Here is an 18,560-nt window from a genome sequence, read left to right as displayed (position 1 = left end):
CAAACGACCTCTAGGTTGTTATTTTAGTTCTTGCAACTTCTCCCAAACAATCTCGTAAACATCAGTCAATTCACCTAGTCCCCTACGGAAAACATCCTTATCCATGTGGTTGCCATCCGCATCCCACAAACGGCAGTTATCTGGTGAAAATTCGTCCGCCAAGATAATCTTGCCATCCTTGTCAAAACCGAACTCTAGCTTAAAGTCAATCAACTTAAGCCCAATCTCAGCAAACCAGGCTTTCAAGAGTTCATTGATACGACGGGTTTCTTCCTTCAAGTAGGCAATCTGCTGATCATCCGCAATCTGTAGGAATTTCACATGCTCATCATTGATAAACGGATCATCCAAATCATCATTTTTATAGTAAAATTCGACAATCGGAGTCTCAAATGCGATACCTTCGTCTACGCCAAAACGTTTTGAAAAGGAACCAGCCGTGTAGTTGCGAAGCACGACTTCCAAAGGAATTATCTTAACCTTTTTATTGAGTTGTTCCGTATCTGAAAGCTTCTCCACAAAGTGAGTCGCCACACCAGCCGCATTTAATTTCTCAAAAATAAAAGATGAAATCTGATTATTCAACACTCCCTTACCTGCAATCTGCTCCTTCTTGACACCATTGAAAGCTGTCGCCTGGTCCTTGTAAGTTGAAATAATAAGATTTTCATCCTCAGTTGTATAGATATCTTTAGCTTTTCCCGAATAGATCAATTCTTTTGACATTTTAAAGTTCGCCTTTCGTATTACTTGAGCACATTCTACCATAAAAAACCTAAAATTACAAGAATTTAACCGAATAAATAACATAGTGAACTCAAAAATCATAAAGAAAAAACTGCAAGAAGAATCTTTCTCACAGTTTAAAAATCATTTAACTCTAAAAACAAGAACATTACTCTTTGTTCAAAAATTGATCCAAATAATAACGCAGGTAACTTTTCTTGCCCGTAATCATCTGCAGACGACCTTCCACCCCGTACCGAAGTTTTTCAGCCTGCTCCGAAGTTAGATTAGTCTCCGCCTCAATTTTAAAGAAATTCCCTTTTTCAGTCTTGGTAGCTGTAGCATCGATGCTGGTAATAGTAGAATCTAGGAAAAGTTGATTCTTGGCATCATGAGTCGTCGTATAGCGAACCGAATCACCGACCTTGATCCTTCCTACATCCTTTGAACTAAGATAAGCTGTTAGTTTGGCTTTCCCTTCTTTTTCCAAGGACGGATAGAGTTGGGCTAGTAGGGCACCTTCTGCTACCATAGTAGAATCACTAGTCTCAGGATTAAGGTGAAGCACCCCATCCTCACTCGCCGTAATTTTCCCCTTGTCTAAAAGATTTCCCTGAACCTTCTTACCCGATTCTGCCTCCAAGATTTTCTGGTCTAGAAGGGTCAATTCCTGACCAACCTTTGCCAAGTGTTGGGATTTAAGGGACTCTAATTGACTGTTTAAGCCTGACGCATAGGCTTGCTGGGTACCTGAACCTGCATACTGAACACGGTAAGTAGCAAGACTAGATTCTAACTGAGAAAGCTGCGCTTCAACCTGCGCCACGGCCTGAGCCTTAGCTTGCGGATTTTCCTCCCCCTGAGACTTGTAGGACTGGTAGAGAGAGTAGGCTAGATTCTGACTGGCCAAGGAAGCGCCTGTTTCAATAGCTGACTTAGCTGTCTGGTAATCGCGAATTTTAGCCTCTGTTTGGCTGATGAGGTTACCGATTTCGGCTTGGGTTTGACTAGCTGCTGCATTCTGGGACGCGATGGTCTCATTTTGTTGCGATGTACTAGCCCTAAGACTACCTGCTTGACTGAGGTAGTCACGAAAGGTAGCTTGATAGCCAAACTTATCCTCCTCTGGAAAGTGGTTCTCCCCTTCTTGCAAGCTCTTCTGCAAATACTCCAATTGCTTTTTTTGATCCTTGAGCATGTCCAACTGACTGGCATAGGCCTCTGCTTGGACACCCTCTACCCCTTCCTGATATTGAAGCAGAATCTCCCCCTTCTTAACCAGCTTATTTTCTTCCAAATGATTGACAAGAATGCGATTATTGCTAGTGGACTGGATATTTGCCAGGACACGACTAGGCTCGACAGTAGCTCTAGTAGACAAACTCATCTCCTTCTCTGCAAAAGTTGCAAAGCCAAGTAAAAACACGAGCAGAAGGGACATGGGCACAATCACCCGACTGGAAAAATTATGGTAACGACGATTATAAAACTCCGCACTTTCTAAAAATTCTGGTTTCATCCTCTCCTCTTTCTAGCTATTCACCAAATGGGCGTAAAAGCCGCCCTGTGCAAGCAAATCAGCATGCTTTCCTTCTTCAACAATCTTGCCCTGATCCAAGACAACAACCTTCTCTGTCCGCTCAGCAATGGTCAAGCGGTGAGCAATGAAAATCAAGGTCTTGTCTAAAGCCATAAGATTATCGACAATTCGCTTCTCTGTCAAGATATCCAGACTGCTAGTTGCCTCATCCAAAATCAAGACTGGTGCATCTGTCAAGAGAGCACGCGCCAAAGCGATTCTCTGCCGTTGACCACCTGAAATTCCTGCCCCATCCGAAGTCAATTCTGTTTGGTAATTCAGTGGCATGCGCTCAATATCCTCTCGAATCTCTGCCAATTCAACCGCCCGTAAGATATCCTCCTGAGTCGTCCCCTCCTTGGCTCCCAAAAGAAGATTCTCCAAAATCGTTCCGTTAAATACATAAGGCTGTTGAGGCAGATAGTTAATGTACTGGCGCAAAGCCTTTTTATCAATCTGATTGAGATTGACACCACCCAGACTAATCTCCCCTTGACTTGGATCGTAAAAATTAACCATCATCTTGGCCAAGGTCGTCTTACCTGACCCCGAAATCCCCACAAAAGCCACCTTAGAGCCTTGGGGAATAGTCAAATTGATATCTGACAAGACATCTCGACCATAGCCATACTTGTAGGAAACCTGCTTGAAGGTCATATCTCCCTTCATCAAGCTCAAATCCTCAACCGTTTTCTTCTCCTCAAACTCAGAAGCTACCAGATAAACCTCATTCAGACGGTTATTGGCAACCTGCGCTGTCTGAAGCTTGGTTTGCAGATTGATGATATTTTCCAAAGGATTGGTAAAGTAAACCAGCAAGGTATTATAGGTAATCAACTGCCCCAAACTCATCTTGCCATCCATGACCAGAACAGCCCCCATCCAGAGAATACCGACATTGAGCAAGAGATGGGCAACTTTTTTCAAAGCCTTTTGTTGACTCTCTGCCCGACTATAGGTAAAAGATTTTTTCAGATAATCTACAAATTCCTTGTCAATTTTTTGGTAACGCTGACTTTCACTGGTCAAGGACTTGATGGTCTCAATACCATTGATGTCTTCAATGATAGAAGAAGACAGAACCGCATTGGCTTCCATGGTGTCCCGATTCATCTTTTCAAACGGCTTCATAAAGGCAAAGATAATCACTGTGTAGATAGGGAGCGCCAATAAAGTCATGAAAAAGAGATTGGTATTTTGTGAAAATAAAACAAGGGAAATAATGACAACCGTTGACACATCTAGGAAAATCGAAAGAATGGTCGAAGCCAGCGCATCGATGATACTGTTAGCATCCGTGAAACGAGACACGATTTCCCCTGTTCTGCGTGTCGCAAAGAAGGACATAGGTAGGTGAAAAACATGCTTGATGTAGGATAAAATCACATCAATCGACAAGCGTTGCCCCAAAACAAGCAAAAGATACTCCTGAGCGTAAGACAAGACCTGCTGGAGAATATAGACGATAACCAGCCCAATAGAAATAATCCCCAGCGTCGAACGCATCTGATCTGGCACATAGGTATCAATGATAGACTGCAGATAGTAAGAACCCACAATGTTAATCAAGGTTACCAAGAGTGTCGCCAAAACGATATTGGCAATCAAGCCACGCTGTTTCACTAATATAGGGATAAAAGATAGCAGACCATTTTTTTGATCCTTATGAGGCTTGTAGTCTGGACTAGGTGCCATAAAAAGAGTCACTCCTGTCCATTCTTCCGCAAAACGCTCACGTGGCAGTTTGATCAATTTCACTCCAGGATCTGGATCAGCAATATGAATGCTGTCCTTATCCTGCCCAGTCACCACATAGTAGTGGAGCAATTTCCCTTCCTTAAGCACATGGGCAACAAAAGGAAAGGTCAAATCTGGCAAGTCAAAGAGTGTCATATCCGCCTTAATCGCTCGCGTCTCAAAGCCAATCTCCTCTGCCACCTTGACCAAGCCCAAAGCCGTCGTCCCATCCATGGTCGTCTTGGCCAATTCTCGCAAGTGAGCCAAAGAATAGTAACTACCATAGTAGCCAAAGACCATAGCTAATGAAGCTACACCGCAGTCCATCTGATCCACCTGCGGACGATAGTGACGTTTCCCAAATTTCATATTCATCTCCTTTTCCTAATACTCAATGAAAATCAAAGATCAAACTAGGAAACTAGCCGCAGGTTGCTCAAAGCACGGCTTTGAGGTTGTAGATAGAACTGACGAAGTCAGTAACATCTACACGGCAAGGCGACGTTGACGTGGTTTGAATTTGATTTTCGAAGAGTATAAACTCATCTGATAATAACTATCTTACCCCAATCACAAAACAAAAACTGTACTTCCTCCCCAAATGCGCCTATCTCCCTCCCAACTGCACTTTTAGGATAAAGAAAATAGGCAGAACAAACGTCCTACCTACTAAAAATATGGTATGAAAGGAAAATGATTTTTTTCTGACACCCTAGGCAAGCTTGGAACAAATAAATCATTGATAGTAACACTTACGACATCCTATTTATTACTTCAATTTCTAATGTCTCTGCTATTTCTAAGCTACCTCTGGTACGATCTATTCATGGTCAGAATAGATAACACCGTTCTAAATTACGATTCATAGTTTTTCTTACATTCTTTAATAAAATATGTATCAAATTGTTAAAATTAACGTCTGCTTCCTAGATGACGACCGTACATATAGGCAACAACTCCTAAAACACCCCAAGCGATAGCTGTAGAAGTAGTAATAATAAGTCCACCCTCGGTACTAGCCAAATCTGCTTCTGCCATGATCTCAAATTTTTCTTCTAATTTTTTCATATCCCACCTACTCCTTTAAATATATTAACCAAACGTACGAGATAACCAATAACCAGCTACCCCAGCTCCACCTGCAGCAAGTAATGAGCCTCCGATAACAATCAATAAACCCACTCCGCCTTGTACTTGCTCTAATTCATTTTGCTTTACGATTTCAAATTGATTCAAATTTTGCATGATATACTCCTTTTTAAATAATACTAGCTAATCCAATAGCTACTCCTACTAATAAACCCACTATTCCTGAGGCTGATATAATAACAGCCGCAAATTCGTTTGAAAACTTCATTGATTCTCTCATTATCTCTTGTTTCGACTAATTCCAATAGCTACTCCTGCACTTAAACCAGCAAATGCTGAACCTGCAATAATACTAGCTGCTACTGCTATCGGAATAATTCCCCCATCTACATTCATCAACTCTTCTTCTGTAAGAGCTACAAAGTTCTGTTCCATTTTGTCAAAATTTGTCATCTTTTTTCTCCTTTATTTCTATTTTTTAGTTTACGATTTCTGGATCTTAAACCATTTTAAAAACCAGAATAGATAAATTACTGAATTCCTTTTCTTCTCACTTATCTATTTGAGAAGTGATTTAAAATGAACAGGTAAATTTCATTTATTTTAAATACCATTTGATAAACCATGGCAATAAGATTGGTAAATACATCGCGTAGTCTCCTTCCTTTTCGTCTCACTTATTTATTCGAAAAATAATTCGAAAATGTACAACTAAATTAAATTTTATTTAAAAAATAATTTAATGTACCATGAATAGAAAATCGGTAGATACATAAGCCAGACTCCTTTCTTTTTCCTCTTACTTATCTATTCGAAAAACAATTCGAAAATAAACAACTAAATCAAATTTTATTTAAAAAATAATTTAATGTACCATGAATAGAAAATCGGTAGATACATAAAGCAAACTCCTTCCTTTTCCTCTTACTTATCTATTCGAAAAAAATTTCGAAAACGTACAACTAAATTAAATTTATTTAAAAATAACTCAGTGAACCATGGGTAGAACATTGATATAAACATGAACTAGGCTCCTTTCCTTCTCCTCTTACTTATCTATTCGAAAAAAAGTCAAAAAAATAAGAATATCAGAAAATTTTCCGACATTCTTATTGATAAATTTATCCAAATCTAACAGATATTAGACATTGAGATGTTTTTTAAGGGTTCTTCTGGCTGTTCGCGATACGGGGAAATGCAAGCCTTCTAACAAGGTCACTTCTGTCGCAGTCATCTCTTCAATGGCCTGTAAACTGACTAACGTATTGCGATTGGCATAGACAAAGTAATCTTTTTCAGCCTTGGCAGCGATATCCTTGAGACTGCCGTAAATGGTCTTGATAGAATGATTGGCATAATAGACCTTGATACGGTGGGATTCCACTGAGGTTTCAAAGGCTAAAATCTCATGGTAGGGCAGAGTAAAGCCCCGTCTTCCCTCAAAACTATAGGTGAAGAGACGCATATTTTCCCTCTTGTCCACTGCCAGTACATAGTCCAGACAGCGCTCCAACTGGTGACGGTAATCTCCCTCAGGCTGATCCTTGGAAATAAAATCCAAGGCAGACAAGTGGTAGCGAAAAGCTAGAGGCAAGGCCTCCGAGTGTGTAGACACAAAGACAATACTTGTAAAAGGATCCCGCTCCCGAACCTGTTGAGCAACCTGAAAACCCCTTTCACGCTCTCCATCAATCTCTAAATCCAATAAATAGAGCTGGTAATGGTCAAAATACTGAGAATACTTTTCAACGTCTCCATAGTTTTTGGCAATATCAATTTCCAATCTCAAATTACGAGAGCGACCAATATCTAGTAAAGTCTGCTCTATCCGTCCTTGCTGAACTCTATCGTCTTCCAAAACTAAAATTCTCATTCCTCTCCCCCTCGTTTCTCATCCTTAAATGGCAATTCTATATCTTGTCTAAAGGTCGTTTCTCCTAGCTGAGTATCTAAGTGTAAATCATAATGAAAAACCATATCCTCCAAGGTCGCTAAGCCCAGTCCACTGTGGTTTCCCTTGGTAGAGTAACCCTTTTGACTGAGAATGCTGGGATTCAGTTCTTCTTTCTTACGAGTGTTTTCAATGATAAAACGAACACTCCTATCACTTGCCAACAAAGCAACCCGAATCTGCGGATCTTCAGCCTCACTGGCTGCCTCCAAGGCATTTGTCGTGAGGATAGAGAGGATACGAATAGCCTCCAACATCGGCAATGCCAGCTCTTCGACAACCCCCACCGTCTCCAAACTAAAATGAATTCCTTGATTATCTGCCACAATCATGGCTTTTGCCAAGGTATTGCGAATAGCTATATCATGGATATTATGAAGATTAAAAGCCGTGTAATCCGCCTTTCTCAGCTTTTCATTGGTCTTTAGAAAGACATCTTGATAAATGGTAGAGACCTCAGCCATATCTTGATTAGCTATAGCAGGCTCCATACTGGCGACAATCCCTGCAAAATCATGACGGAAACCTCGAACCTCATCATAGAGATGACCCAGCTTATCCACCATCCCTTGCAAGGAACGATTTTCTTCTTCCTGTCTCTGAATGGTCTGCTCATCACGATAAACCTGCTCCAAATGCTTGATGTAAAAGAGCCAAGAGAAAAAGAGAATGAAAATCAGGAGAGAAATGGTCGTGTCAAAACGAACGTAGAAAGAACTATTTCTATTGGTCATAAACGAAGAGAATATCCTAAATCCAGTCAGAGGTAGGATAATGAAAAAACTCTTACGATAGTGGGTTTTGAAAGCATCTGAAAAGAATAAATCCAAATCTAAAGACCAACGCTTCATAATTTTACAACATAGAAAGATTGATAATAAATCAAATATAGATATATATAAAGTAGAAAACGAATCTACGAAACAACAATGCTCACCAGATAATACACGAATCCAAATTGTCAAAAATAAATAACGAATACTTTGAAAGAAGAGAAAAAGATACAGAGAAAGAAAAAGAGATTCCCCTTTTCCCTTGTGCAATACTAATAAAAAAATACAGTAAAAGAAGAGAAGAACTCCTATATGAAATAATTCTCCAAATGTTTGACGAGCAGATAAACTAATTAAAAATATAAGTATCCAATAACGTTTTTTATAAAATTCTGGGGAAATTTGAGCGCCCAAATAAATAGTAGGCACCATGGTTGAAACGACTACCAACAGAATATATAGCACAGAAACTAAGAATTCTAAAATAATCATAGAATAAAACGACTCCTAATTTATTTAAGCGAAATAATATTTATCTCCCCGATACAACTCTCTAGTTTTTCATACTTTCTGAAAAACGATACATCTACAAAAGGCTTTAGTTTCTTTTAAAATACAAGAAATCTAAAGCCTCTTGAAAATGATTTGCACGTTTTATTTTTTATATTCGTTGTGAAGATTGCTTATCTATTTATTTTACCACAAGAACCTTGTAATATTCATACTTATTTGGCTGTGTAATCTTAATTTTTTGACCATAGAAACCATCGATTTCTTTGTCAAAATAATCTGAAAATCTTGATGGCAAGCGTTTCATCTTAAGAACCTCACCAGATTGGTCTGCATATACAAGTAAGTGATGGAGGGTTGTAGCCATACCATCATCAATCAGTACAAAGTAACCTGTTTTGAGCTTACTTTGTCCATTATCTAAATAGTATAGTTTATTGTTATTGATTGTGAAGTTATCAAATCGAAGTCGTACACCTGGGTCTTCTAGATAAAGATCATTGCCAACTTTTTTGATTTCTGATCTAGTTGTCATCTCTGGAAGTGGTAATACTCTACGACCATCTGCTCCAAAGTAATATCGACCTGGTAGATTTTGGAAATTACGAATGACAGCTTTAGGATCAATTTCTTGTCCTTCTTCTTTATTATCTACTAAAGCTAAGGTTGTATTTGAAACTTCATCCCCATATTTGTCGGAAAACTTCTTGAACTCAGGTTTAATATACCAAGTGTTTTTTTCAATAATAACATCGTCACCTTTAGCATTTAGCAAATATTCTTGCCCATCTCCAAGTTTGACAATATCATGAATATTGTATCCAGCATCTTTTCTATTTGCTAGATAGCCATCCTTACCAATGACATAACTTTCCCCATCACTTGCTGGAACAGCTCTATCTGCGACCATAGCACCTGAATTTTCAAAGTAAGACCATCGACCATTTGCAGTCGCCCATCCTGTTGCCATAGCGCCACTGTCTTTGAGATAGTACCAAGTAGATCCTTCTTTGTACCAACCAGTGCGCATAGCACCACTATTTGCGAGTGAGTACCAGGTGTTGCCTTCCTTGTACCAACCAGTACGCATAGCACCACTATCTGCTAGTGAATACCAGGTATTGCCGTCTTTGAGCCAGCCTGTCTGCATTTTACCAGAACCGTCAAAGTGGTACCAAGAGCCAGCATTTTGCACCCATTTATCCTTAGCGAGACTGCCATCTTGAGAAAGATTCCAGTCAGAACCATTTTTAACCCAAGTATCTGCAGCTTGTGCTTGATTGATTGACAAAAGTAGACCAGCACCTGCAAGCAAACCAAGTGTAAGTAGTTTAGATTTTTTCATAGCTATTTCCTCCTAAAATAGATAAATCCGAAGTAAGAAAATCCAATAGAAACGAAGTCAAAATAGATGTCAGGTTCATGAACCTGAACCATAAGATCTCCTAACATTTCCAAGAATATAAGATAGAGACTAGTTTATCAAAAGTACATAGCCATCACCTTCCCACAACTATAAAATAAATTCTTTTTTATATCTACATTATAGTCCTGTAAAAAAGGAAAGTCAATTAAAATTGTGATTATGTTAACATTTATATTCTACAGAAATCAATCTATCTCTTCTTTTGATCTTCATTTCTTATCTTCTTTTGGAGATTGATTTTTCTGATTTCATTATATCCCTTATTTGTCCTCAGATTTCTCCTGTCCCTAGAAAGACTAAATCTGTTCCTAAACGGTCACTTGAACCAAAGAAAAATTCCAAAGCAAATGCCTTGGAACTCCGATTTCTATTTTGCTTGAATAATCTTAACCACATCTCCTACACTTTGGAGTTGGTCAATTTCCTCATCGCTGATTTCGATACTAAATTCATCTTCCAGTGTCAAGATAAACTCCATCAAGTCAACTGAGTCCGCATCCAAATCGTCTTTCAGACTCAAGGATTCTGTCACGACAAAGTCCTCTCCCTGTCGCTCTTGGATAATGGTCACAATACGGTCAAAAATTTCTTTTTCTGTCATCTCTTTTATTCTCCTGAAAATTCACGCGCAGTCTGGGCAACTACGTCTGTTTCTAGCATGGTACGAATCTGGCGGATTGTACTATAAACAGCCTTGGCATCGCTTGAGCCATGAGTCTTGACAACCGGCGCCTTGACACCAAACAAGACTGCTCCACCAACATCTGAGTAGTTGAGCTGTTTTTTCAAACCTCTGAGGCTATCCTTGAGAAGGAGGGCGCCTAGTTTCGCTCGAAGACCACCACCTGTAATAGCTGTCTTGAGCAAGCCCATGATTCCCATGGCTGTCCCTTCAATGGATTTGAGCACAGCGTTTCCCGTGAAACCATCTGCAACAACAACATCTGCAACGCCATTCATCAAATCACGCGCTTCCACGTTTCCGATAAAGTTTAAACTTTCATCAGCCACTAGTAATTCATAGGTTTCCTTACGAAGCGGGTCGCCCTTACTACTCTCTGTTCCGTTGTTGAGCAAGCCAACACGTGGTTGCGTAATTCCACGAACATTTTTAGCATAGAAGGAACCTAGAACCGCATATTGATGGAGGTGCTGAGCTGTATTTTCTGCATTAGCACCGAGGTCCAGCATGTCAAACCCCTTCCCATCAATAGTCGGCAAGGTTGACATAAGCCCAGGACGATCGATGTTCTTGATACGACCCACGATGAAAAATCCTGCTGCCAACAAGGCACCTGTATTCCCAGCTGAGAGAACAGCGTCTGCTTCGCCTTCTTTGACAGCCTTGGCCGCCAATACCATACTGGCATTTTTCTTCTTCCGAATAGCTCTCGTAGGTTCATCGTCCGAATCAATCTTCTCATCCGTATGGATAATGCTGACGCGCTCTGTCGCTGTCAGATATTGCTTGATTTTAGCTTCATCTCCGTAGAGTTGAACCTCGATATCTGAAAAGTCAGCTAGGGCTTGATTGACACCCTCAACGATGGCCTGAGGTGCGTAATCGCCTCCCATGGCATCTACTGCGATTTTTTTCATTTCTTTTCCTCTTTTAGTAATTGTCCCCAGTCTGCTAGGGAATCAATAAATTTCTTTGATTTTAGGTGAATCCCCACATACTCTTCGTAGAGTTGATCCATAAACTTTCGTAAGTCTTGCTTGATTTCAGGCTTGAGCGAAATAGTCTCCAAGGTCTCAAAATCAATGGCTTGAAATTGATTGAGCAGATAAGGGATATTGGGATTGAGATGGCAACGTCTCTCATCCTCATGATAATGCTCCGGACAAAGGCAGGCTCCATACTTGAAAGAAAAGTCAAAAGCCTGACCGACCCGATGACAAAAGACACACTCATTAAAATTGAGGCTGATTCCAAATCGAGTCAAGATTTGAATTTCAAAAATATTGGTCAAAACCTGATAATCCAAACCCGCTTCCATCAACTCCAAAGTCTTTTGCAAAAAAGCAAACAAGGGAGCATCCTGCTGATTGTCCTGCAAACTAACATCTGCAAGAGCTGCCACATAGGTCGCATAGGCCATGACAAAGAGATCACTATTGATCTTAGGAAAAGTCATCACCTCATGATAGTCCTCGATGTAGCTGAGCCCATCATCATTGATTCGCAAGAGAAATCGTGCCAGCACTAAGGGCTGAATAACAGGAGCCAGTTTGGACTGTCCAGCATGTTTGACGAAAAACATGCGTTTACCAGCCTGCTCTGTAAAAATCTTGACGAGCTTGTCATCCTCACGAAAATTGCGATTATAGAGCACCAAGCCTTGACTCGTGATAGACTGAATCATGCTTCTCCCATATACTCCTCAAGTCGTTTCATGGCTTCTGTGATAGTCTCCATGCTGGCTGCATAAGACAGACGCACATAGCCTTCTCCGTAACGTCCAAAGGCAGCACCAGGGATAAAGGCAACGGCCTTCTTCTGAGCAAAATCCTTGAGAAAGGCAAAGGAGTCTTGATTGTAACCAGCTGGAATCTTAGCAAAGATATAAAAGGCACCGTCTGGTTTGATAATCTCAAAACCAAGAGCAGTCATTTTCTCGATAATATAGTCCCGACGCTGGATATATTCCTTCTTCATAGGTTCCGCATCGTTTTTACCAGCCGTCAAGGCTTCCACCGCAGCATGTTGAGCCATAGTATTTGCAGCAGTGACCAAGTACTGGTGACTCTTAATCAACTGAGCTGTAAAGGCTGCAGGAGCGAAAATCAGCCCCAAACGCCAACCTGTCATGGCATGCGATTTAGATAGACCATTGATAATAATAGCCTGATCTCTCAACATGGTTCCCAGAGACACATGGGCTTCGCCTGTGTAGGTCAATTCTGAGTAAACCTCATCACAGACAACGAAAATCTCGTACTTGCGTAAAACAGCTGCCAAGGACTCCAACTGCTCCCGACTATATGTAATTCCTGTCGGATTGGCTGGATAGTTGAGAATAACCGCCTTGAGTTTATCACCCTGCTCCAAAATGGCCTTCTCCAACATCTCAGGAGTCAAGACAAAACCATTTTCAGTTGTGTCAATCTCGACAATCTCTGCCCCAACTAGATTGACAATTGGTTCATAGCCTGGATAAGCAGGAGCTGGCAAAAGCACCTTGTCTCCCTCTTCCAAAATAGCCGTCAAAGTCGCAGATAAAGCCTCTGTCGCCCCAATTGTAACCAAGATTTCATTTTCAGGAGCATAGTCCAGTTGGTACTTTTCCTTAACAAAGTCACTGGCTGCCTGACGTAGAGTCAGCAGGCCACTCATCCCTGTATAGTAGGATTGGTTCTGGTCAATCGCTCGCTTGGCCGCCTCCTTGACATGGTCTGGCGTTGTAAAATCAGGTTCCCCCAAGGTCAAACGCAAGACCCCAGGAATCTCCGAAATAGCCTGGTCAAACTGACGAATCAACGAAACTTGAATCTTATCTAACTGTTTATTAAAGCGCTTAGTTAAGTCCATAGATACCTCCTACTTTCAAAACGTATCTCTATTATACTACAAAAGCCCTCTGACCGCAAAAATACATGATAGAATAACGCTAGCATAACAAATTGAAGTATGTTAATTTAAATTCATTACAACACTATATTTTTAGAATACTCAATGAAAATCTCATGAGACTAGGAATCAAGGTGAAAGCATAACTAAAGTTAGGTAAGCCGAAGATGACAACGTATCATGAGATTTTCGACGAGTATTGAGGCTTTGATAATCTTCGTTACAACTATTCTAGCACCATTACTGATTACTAGATCGGTAATGTCATTTCTGAGTGGATAGTCAGAAAGTGGTTAGATAAGCGCGACAAAAAAATATAACCTGAGTTTAGTTTTAATGTAACTGGACAAAAAGAAATACCAGAGGTGGAGCTCTGGTATTTTTGTTTTTGCCAAGACTTCGTTACAGTTCTTGTAAGATTATTATTACATAATTAGCACTACTTGTCAAATAATTGTTAGCTCCACTTTCTATTTTACTTTTCCTCTTTACAGGTCTATAATGGTAACAGATTCTATTTGGAGGTTTTTATGTCATTTCTATCAAAAAATGGAGCAGGCATCTTGGCCTGCCTTCTGATTTCACTACTTGCTTGGTATCTGGGCGGATTCTTCCCTGTTATTGGCGCACCCGTCTTTGCGATTTTCATAGGCATGCTTCTCCATTCCTTTCTCTCGCCCTATAAACAACTCGATGCTGGATTGACCTTTAGTTCTAAAAAATTGCTCCAGTATGCCGTTATCTTGCTTGGTTTTGGTCTCAATATCTCGCAAGTCTTCGCAGTTGGGCAATCTTCACTTCCTGTCATCCTGTCCACCATTTCAATAGCCTTGATTGTTGCCTACCTCTTCCAGCGCTTCTTTGCACTGGACACAAAACTGGCTACCTTGATTGGAGTGGGGTCTTCGATCTGTGGGGGTTCTGCCATTGCTGCGACAGCACCTGTTATTCACGCCAAGGAAAAGGAAGTAGCCCAAGCTATCTCCGTTATCTTTTTCTTCAATGTCTTGGCTGCACTCATCTTTCCAACTCTAGGAACCTGGCTTCATCTATCCAATGACGGCTTCGCCCTCTTTGCAGGAACTGCGGTCAATGACACTTCCTCTGTAACGGCTACTGCCAGCGCCTGGGACAGTCTCTACCAGACTAATACCCTCGAATCCGCAACCATTGTCAAACTCACGCGCACCCTAGCTATCATCCCCATCACTCTCTTTCTCTCCTACTGGCAAAGTCGTGAACAAAAAAATAAGCAGGGCCTGCAACTGAAAAAAGTCTTCCCACTTTTTATCCTTTACTTTATCCTTGCATCTCTCCTAACCACCCTACTGACCTCTCTCGGTGTGTCCAATAGTTTCTTTACTCCTCTCAAACAACTCTCCAAATTCCTCATTATCATGGCCATGAGTGCTATCGGTCTCAAAACAAATCTGGTCGCTATGGTCAAATCCAGCGGAAAATCCATTATTCTCGGAGCCATCTGCTGGATTGCCATCATCCTCACTAGTCTTGGTATGCAGACCCTTATCGGCATTTTCTAATACTCTTCGAAAATCTCTTCAAACCACGTCAACGTCGCCTTGCCTTATAGATGGTTACTGACTTCGTCAGTTTTATCCACAACCTCAAAACAGTGTTTTGAGCTGACTTCGTCAGTCTTATCTACAACCTCAAAACAGTATTTTGAGTAGCCTGCGACTAGTTTCCTAGTTTGCTCTTTGAATTTCATTGAGTATAACACAAAAGGTAGCCCACCAGCTACCTTTTCTTATGCTTCCTCAATCAAGCGTGTATGTTCTCTCTTGATGCAACGATTCATCACGATATCATCACATCCACCCGCACGCAAGATTTCTTCCGCTTCTAGACTTTCAAGTCCTAGCTGTGCCCAAAAAATCTTAGCATAAGCCTTGAGAAAATCACGCGCCACATCTGGCAAAAATTCACTGCGACGGTAAACATTGACAATATCTACAGTAAAAGGAATCTCAGCTAGGCTAGCATAAGCCTTTTCACCCAAGATTTCACCACCTGCCGCCTTGGGATTGACTGGGATAATTTTATAACCTCGAGCCTGCATTTCCTTGGTCACTCGATTGCTGGTTGTTTCCTCACGGTCTGACAAACCCACCACAGCAAGGGTTTTACTCGTTGTGAGATACTGACGAATCACGCCATCACTTGGATTGATAAATTCTTGACTCATAGAAATCCTCCTTTTTCATCAGTATAGCATATTTTGAAAAGGCTTGCAGAATTCTACTACAAAAAAGGAGGACTAGCCCCCTTTTTATTTAGCCTCGTACCAGGTTGCCCCTTCATTTTCGTCTGCAATGAGGGGAACACTGAGTTGAATGGCTTCTTCCATAGTTTGTTTGACCAATTTTTTCATCTCTGCCAATTCAGATTTAGGAACTTCAAGGACGATTTCATCGTGCACTTGTAACAGCATCTTAGTCTGATAACCACCTGCAACCAAGGCTTTATCTAGCTGAATCATGGCAATCTTGAGAATATCTGCTGCCGACCCCTGGATAGGAGAGTTGATGGCAGTCCGCTCCGCAAAACCACGAATATTGAAGTTGCGCGAATTGATATCTGGCAACTCACGACGACGCTTGAAGAGGGTCTCTACATAGCCCTTATCACGCGCCTCACGCACCACTTCATCCATGTAGTTTTTAATGCCTGGGAAGCGTTCAAAGTAGGTATCAATGTAAGCTTTGGCCTCCTTACGGCTGATGCCCAAATTATTAGACAGACCAAAATCTGAAATCCCGTAAACCACTCCAAAGTTGACAGCCTTGGCATTGCGACGGTCGTTTGCAGTCACATCCTTAGGACGCTCAATGCCAAAGACCCGCATGGCTGTCGAAGTATGGATATCTGCCCCCTCTTGGAAAGCCTTAATCAAGTGCTCATCCTTAGAAATATGCGCCAAAACGCGCAATTCAATCTGCGAATAGTCCGAACTAAGTAGCACACTATCCTCCCACTCAGGAACAAAAGCCTTACGAATGAGACGCCCCTGCTCCAAACGCACAGGAATGTTTTGCAAGTTTGGATCCACACTAGACAAACGTCCGGTCTGGGTTAAATCCTGCACATAGCGAGTATGAATCTTACCATCAGCCAAAATCCAGTCCTGCAAGCCAATCACATAAGTAGATTGAATCTTAGCAATCTGACGGTAGTCGAGAATTTTCTTAACAATCGGCGCAATAGGAGCCAGACGCTCCAAGACATCCACGGCTGTCGAGTATCCAGTCTTGGTTTTCTTAGTGTATTCTAGAGGTAGTTCCAATTTTTCAAAGAGAAGTACGCCCAACTGCTTAGGCGAGTTGATATTAAACTCCTCACCAGCCAGTTCATAAATCTCCTGAGTCAGTTTTTCAATGACAAGCTCATTTTCAGCCTGCATCTCAAGCAAGGTCTCTTTCTTGACCGTAATCCCAGCAATTTCCATCTTGGCAAGGACAAAGGCTAGAGGTTGCTCCATATCATAAAGAAGCTCTAATTGCCCATTTTCGCTGAGTTTTTCAAGCAAAATAGGCTCTGTTTCGACCAAAACTGCAAGCTTACGAGTTAAATGCTCCAAGAATTTCTCACGCTCAGGAATGGCCTTTTTAACACCCTTGCCATAGAAAGTCTCATCATCAACCAAGTAAGTCTGACCATAAAGACTAGCGATGGTCGCAATTTCATTGTCCTCCACAGTCGAAAGGAGGTATTTAGCCAAACGGCTGTCAAAAGCAGGCGCCTGCAAATCCACACCAAAACGATTCAAGAGAACTTTAGCCTTCTTAAAGTCATAAACTCTCAGAGGTGTTTTTTCTAAAAAATCCTTGAAAATAGGCTCTTGCAAAAGGTTAAGCTTGTCTGTAGCATAAAGCTTATCCCCACAAGACCAGGCAAATCCAACCAAATCATCCGTATGATAATTTTCACCAAAAAGCTCAAAATGGAAGATAGATTCTTCAGTCAGCATGTCTTGAGTGACTTGATCAACGATAGTAAAGTTCAAACTTTCAGCCACATCAGCTGATGACACATTTAAAGCCTGCTTGAGCTGTTTGAAGCCCATCTCATCGTAGAATTTCCCAAGATTTTCAACATCTGGACCACTATAGACCAAATCCTCTAAACCAATCTCAATCGGTGCCTTGGTATCAATGGTCGCCAGTGTTTTTGACAAAAAGGCCTGTTCCTTATCATTGATGAGATTTTCCTTCATCTTAGAAGCCTTCATCCCATCGATATTTTCATAAATACCCTCAAGTGAACCATGCTCCAGCAAGAGCTTGATACCCGTCTTTTCACCGATTTTGGTCACCCCAGGGATATTATCCGACTTATCACCCATGAGCGCCTTAAGATCAATAAACTGAGCTGGTGTAATGCCCATCTTTTCCATAAGATATTCTGGCGTAAAGGCCTCAAACTCAGCCACACCTTTCTTAGAAATTTCAACCACCGTATGCTCATCCGTCAGCTGAATCAAATCCTTGTCCCCACTGACAATGGTAATATCAAAACCATCCTGCTCTGCTAGCTTATCCAGCGTCCCAATGATGTCATCCGCCTCATACTGAGTCAGCTCATAGTGACGAATCCCCATATGATCCAGCAATTCACGAATGAAGGGAAATTGCTCACGAAACTCATCAGGAGTCTTGGCCCGACCACCCTTATAGTCCGCATACATCTCGGTACGGAAGGTCGTCTTTCCCGCATCAAAAGCCACCAAAATATGACTGGGCTCAACCCTCTCCAACAAATGGCTCAACATCAACTGAAAACCATAAATCGCATTGGTATGCAAACCAGCCGCATTCTTAAAACGGTCCAACTGCTGATAGAGCGCAAAAAACGCCCGAAAAGCAACAGAAGACCCATCAATCAATAATAATTTTTTCTTATCCATACACCCATTATAAAGGAAAGCACCAAAAAATACCATTGGGAAGAGCCAGACCAAGTATTTTTCATACTTTTTCCGAATAAATAGATAGAAGCATCAAATCTAGTAAACCTAGTTTTAAAAATGTGCTATAATGAAAGGAGAAAGAATATGACATTACGTCATCCGGGCATCAGCCCGACTAATGATTTGGTTGCTAAGAAGATTTTCAGCAATCCAGACATCACTTGTCAATTTATCCGCGATATGCTGGACTTGCCTGCAAAAAATGTGACCA

The 18,560-nt window shown here is 41.2% G+C and carries 16 protein-coding genes; 1 reads left to right on the top strand and 15 read right to left on the bottom strand.

Annotated features, from left to right (window positions below):
* Positions 1-18: 18 nt before the first annotated feature.
* The 13 genes from purC to RWP09_RS08515 form a co-directional block, all read right to left on the bottom strand.
* Positions 19-726: a phosphoribosylaminoimidazolesuccinocarboxamide synthase gene (gene purC / locus RWP09_RS08575; RefSeq protein WP_314436628.1), complete on the bottom strand. Its 708-nt coding sequence runs from the start codon at positions 724-726 to the stop codon at positions 19-21.
* Between the two features lie 169 nt (positions 727-895).
* Positions 896-2,245, bottom strand: a complete 1,350-nt coding sequence (gene comB, locus RWP09_RS08570) for a competence pheromone export protein ComB (RefSeq protein ID WP_314436625.1) — start codon at positions 2,243-2,245, stop codon at positions 896-898.
* Between the two features lie 12 nt (positions 2,246-2,257).
* Positions 2,258-4,411, bottom strand: a complete 2,154-nt coding sequence (comA, locus tag RWP09_RS08565) for a peptide cleavage/export ABC transporter ComA (protein ID WP_314436623.1) — start codon at positions 4,409-4,411, stop codon at positions 2,258-2,260.
* A gap of 543 nt (positions 4,412-4,954) precedes the next feature.
* Complete coding sequence (locus RWP09_RS08560) at positions 4,955-5,110, bottom strand: hypothetical protein (protein ID WP_000732247.1); 156 nt, start codon at positions 5,108-5,110, stop codon at positions 4,955-4,957.
* 24 nt (positions 5,111-5,134) lie between these two features.
* Positions 5,135-5,287, bottom strand: coding sequence for a class IIb bacteriocin, lactobin A/cerein 7B family (locus RWP09_RS08555; protein ID WP_001180498.1), 153 nt, complete (start codon positions 5,285-5,287; stop codon positions 5,135-5,137).
* A gap of 123 nt (positions 5,288-5,410) precedes the next feature.
* On the bottom strand, positions 5,411-5,584 hold the full coding sequence (locus tag RWP09_RS08550) for a class IIb bacteriocin, lactobin A/cerein 7B family (RefSeq protein WP_000180829.1): 174 nt from the start codon (positions 5,582-5,584) through the stop codon (positions 5,411-5,413).
* Between the two features lie 688 nt (positions 5,585-6,272).
* The gene (locus tag RWP09_RS08545) at positions 6,273-7,004 is read right to left on the bottom strand and encodes a response regulator transcription factor (protein ID WP_314436615.1); all 732 of its coding nucleotides are present in this window, start codon (positions 7,002-7,004) and stop codon (positions 6,273-6,275) included.
* The gene (locus tag RWP09_RS08540; RefSeq protein ID WP_314436611.1) at positions 7,001-7,816 is read right to left on the bottom strand and encodes a GHKL domain-containing protein; all 816 of its coding nucleotides are present in this window, start codon (positions 7,814-7,816) and stop codon (positions 7,001-7,003) included. Before RWP09_RS08540 ends, RWP09_RS08545 begins: the two co-directional genes overlap by 4 nt.
* Positions 7,817-8,546: 730 nt before the next feature.
* Positions 8,547-9,710, bottom strand: a complete 1,164-nt coding sequence (locus tag RWP09_RS08535) for an N-acetylmuramoyl-L-alanine amidase family protein (RefSeq protein ID WP_314436608.1) — start codon at positions 9,708-9,710, stop codon at positions 8,547-8,549.
* A 448-nt stretch (positions 9,711-10,158) separates the two neighbouring features.
* On the bottom strand, positions 10,159-10,392 hold the full coding sequence (locus RWP09_RS08530) for an acyl carrier protein (RefSeq protein WP_000136448.1): 234 nt from the start codon (positions 10,390-10,392) through the stop codon (positions 10,159-10,161).
* Between the two features lie 5 nt (positions 10,393-10,397).
* A complete protein-coding gene (plsX, locus tag RWP09_RS08525; RefSeq protein WP_261036981.1) occupies positions 10,398-11,390 on the bottom strand; it encodes a phosphate acyltransferase PlsX in 993 nt (330 codons plus the stop codon).
* A complete protein-coding gene (gene recO / locus RWP09_RS08520) occupies positions 11,387-12,157 on the bottom strand; it encodes a DNA repair protein RecO (RefSeq protein WP_261036980.1) in 771 nt (256 codons plus the stop codon). The genes plsX and recO overlap by 4 nt, the downstream gene beginning before the upstream one ends.
* The gene (locus RWP09_RS08515; protein ID WP_314436600.1) at positions 12,154-13,323 is read right to left on the bottom strand and encodes a pyridoxal phosphate-dependent aminotransferase; all 1,170 of its coding nucleotides are present in this window, start codon (positions 13,321-13,323) and stop codon (positions 12,154-12,156) included. Before RWP09_RS08515 ends, recO begins: the two co-directional genes overlap by 4 nt.
* A 569-nt stretch (positions 13,324-13,892) precedes the next feature.
* On the opposite strand from RWP09_RS08515, the gene RWP09_RS08510 reads away from it, so the two are divergent.
* On the top strand, positions 13,893-14,903 hold the full coding sequence (locus RWP09_RS08510) for a YeiH family protein (protein ID WP_314436598.1): 1,011 nt from the start codon (positions 13,893-13,895) through the stop codon (positions 14,901-14,903).
* A 227-nt stretch (positions 14,904-15,130) separates the two neighbouring features.
* On the opposite strand, the gene RWP09_RS08505 is transcribed toward RWP09_RS08510, so the two are convergent.
* Positions 15,131-15,568 (bottom strand): CoA-binding protein, encoded by a 438-nt coding sequence (locus RWP09_RS08505; RefSeq protein WP_314436596.1) that lies wholly within the window; start codon positions 15,566-15,568, stop codon positions 15,131-15,133.
* Between the two features lie 84 nt (positions 15,569-15,652).
* Positions 15,653-18,286, bottom strand: a complete 2,634-nt coding sequence (gene polA, locus RWP09_RS08500; protein ID WP_314436593.1) for a DNA polymerase I — start codon at positions 18,284-18,286, stop codon at positions 15,653-15,655.
* Between the last annotated feature and the right edge of the window lie 274 nt (positions 18,287-18,560).

The sequence above is a fragment of the uncultured Streptococcus sp. genome (assembly GCF_963521255.1).
Taxonomy (GTDB): Bacteria; Bacillota; Bacilli; order Lactobacillales; family Streptococcaceae; genus Streptococcus.
Note: the sequence above shows the minus strand (reverse complement) of the source record. Positions and strands in the feature narration are given on the sequence as shown.

Excerpts from the sequence above, each read along its gene's own strand:
- RWP09_RS08515 (WP_314436600.1), bottom strand. The coding sequence starts at position 13,323 with ATGGACTTAACTAAGCGCTTTAATAAACAGTTAGATAAGATTCAAGTT.
- RWP09_RS08540 (WP_314436611.1), bottom strand. The coding sequence starts at position 7,816 with ATGACCAATAGAAATAGTTCTTTCTACGTTCGTTTTGACACGACCATT.
- RWP09_RS08550 (WP_000180829.1), bottom strand. The coding sequence starts at position 5,584 with ATGACAAATTTTGACAAAATGGAACAGAACTTTGTAGCTCTTACAGAA.
- comA (WP_314436623.1), bottom strand. The coding sequence starts at position 4,411 with ATGAAATTTGGGAAACGTCACTATCGTCCGCAGGTGGATCAGATGGAC.
- plsX (WP_261036981.1), bottom strand. The coding sequence starts at position 11,390 with ATGAAAAAAATCGCAGTAGATGCCATGGGAGGCGATTACGCACCTCAG.
- RWP09_RS08560 (WP_000732247.1), bottom strand. The coding sequence starts at position 5,110 with ATGAAAAAATTAGAAGAAAAATTTGAGATCATGGCAGAAGCAGATTTG.
- recO (WP_261036980.1), bottom strand. The coding sequence starts at position 12,157 with ATGATTCAGTCTATCACGAGTCAAGGCTTGGTGCTCTATAATCGCAAT.
- RWP09_RS08505 (WP_314436596.1), bottom strand. The coding sequence starts at position 15,568 with ATGAGTCAAGAATTTATCAATCCAAGTGATGGCGTGATTCGTCAGTAT.
- RWP09_RS08535 (WP_314436608.1), bottom strand. The coding sequence starts at position 9,710 with ATGAAAAAATCTAAACTACTTACACTTGGTTTGCTTGCAGGTGCTGGT.
- RWP09_RS08510 (WP_314436598.1), top strand. The coding sequence starts at position 13,893 with ATGTCATTTCTATCAAAAAATGGAGCAGGCATCTTGGCCTGCCTTCTG.
- RWP09_RS08530 (WP_000136448.1), bottom strand. The coding sequence starts at position 10,392 with ATGACAGAAAAAGAAATTTTTGACCGTATTGTGACCATTATCCAAGAG.
- RWP09_RS08545 (WP_314436615.1), bottom strand. The coding sequence starts at position 7,004 with ATGAGAATTTTAGTTTTGGAAGACGATAGAGTTCAGCAAGGACGGATA.
- RWP09_RS08555 (WP_001180498.1), bottom strand. The coding sequence starts at position 5,287 with ATGCAAAATTTGAATCAATTTGAAATCGTAAAGCAAAATGAATTAGAG.
- comB (WP_314436625.1), bottom strand. The coding sequence starts at position 2,245 with ATGAAACCAGAATTTTTAGAAAGTGCGGAGTTTTATAATCGTCGTTAC.
- purC (WP_314436628.1), bottom strand. The coding sequence starts at position 726 with ATGTCAAAAGAATTGATCTATTCGGGAAAAGCTAAAGATATCTATACA.
- polA (WP_314436593.1), bottom strand. The coding sequence starts at position 18,286 with ATGGATAAGAAAAAATTATTATTGATTGATGGGTCTTCTGTTGCTTTT.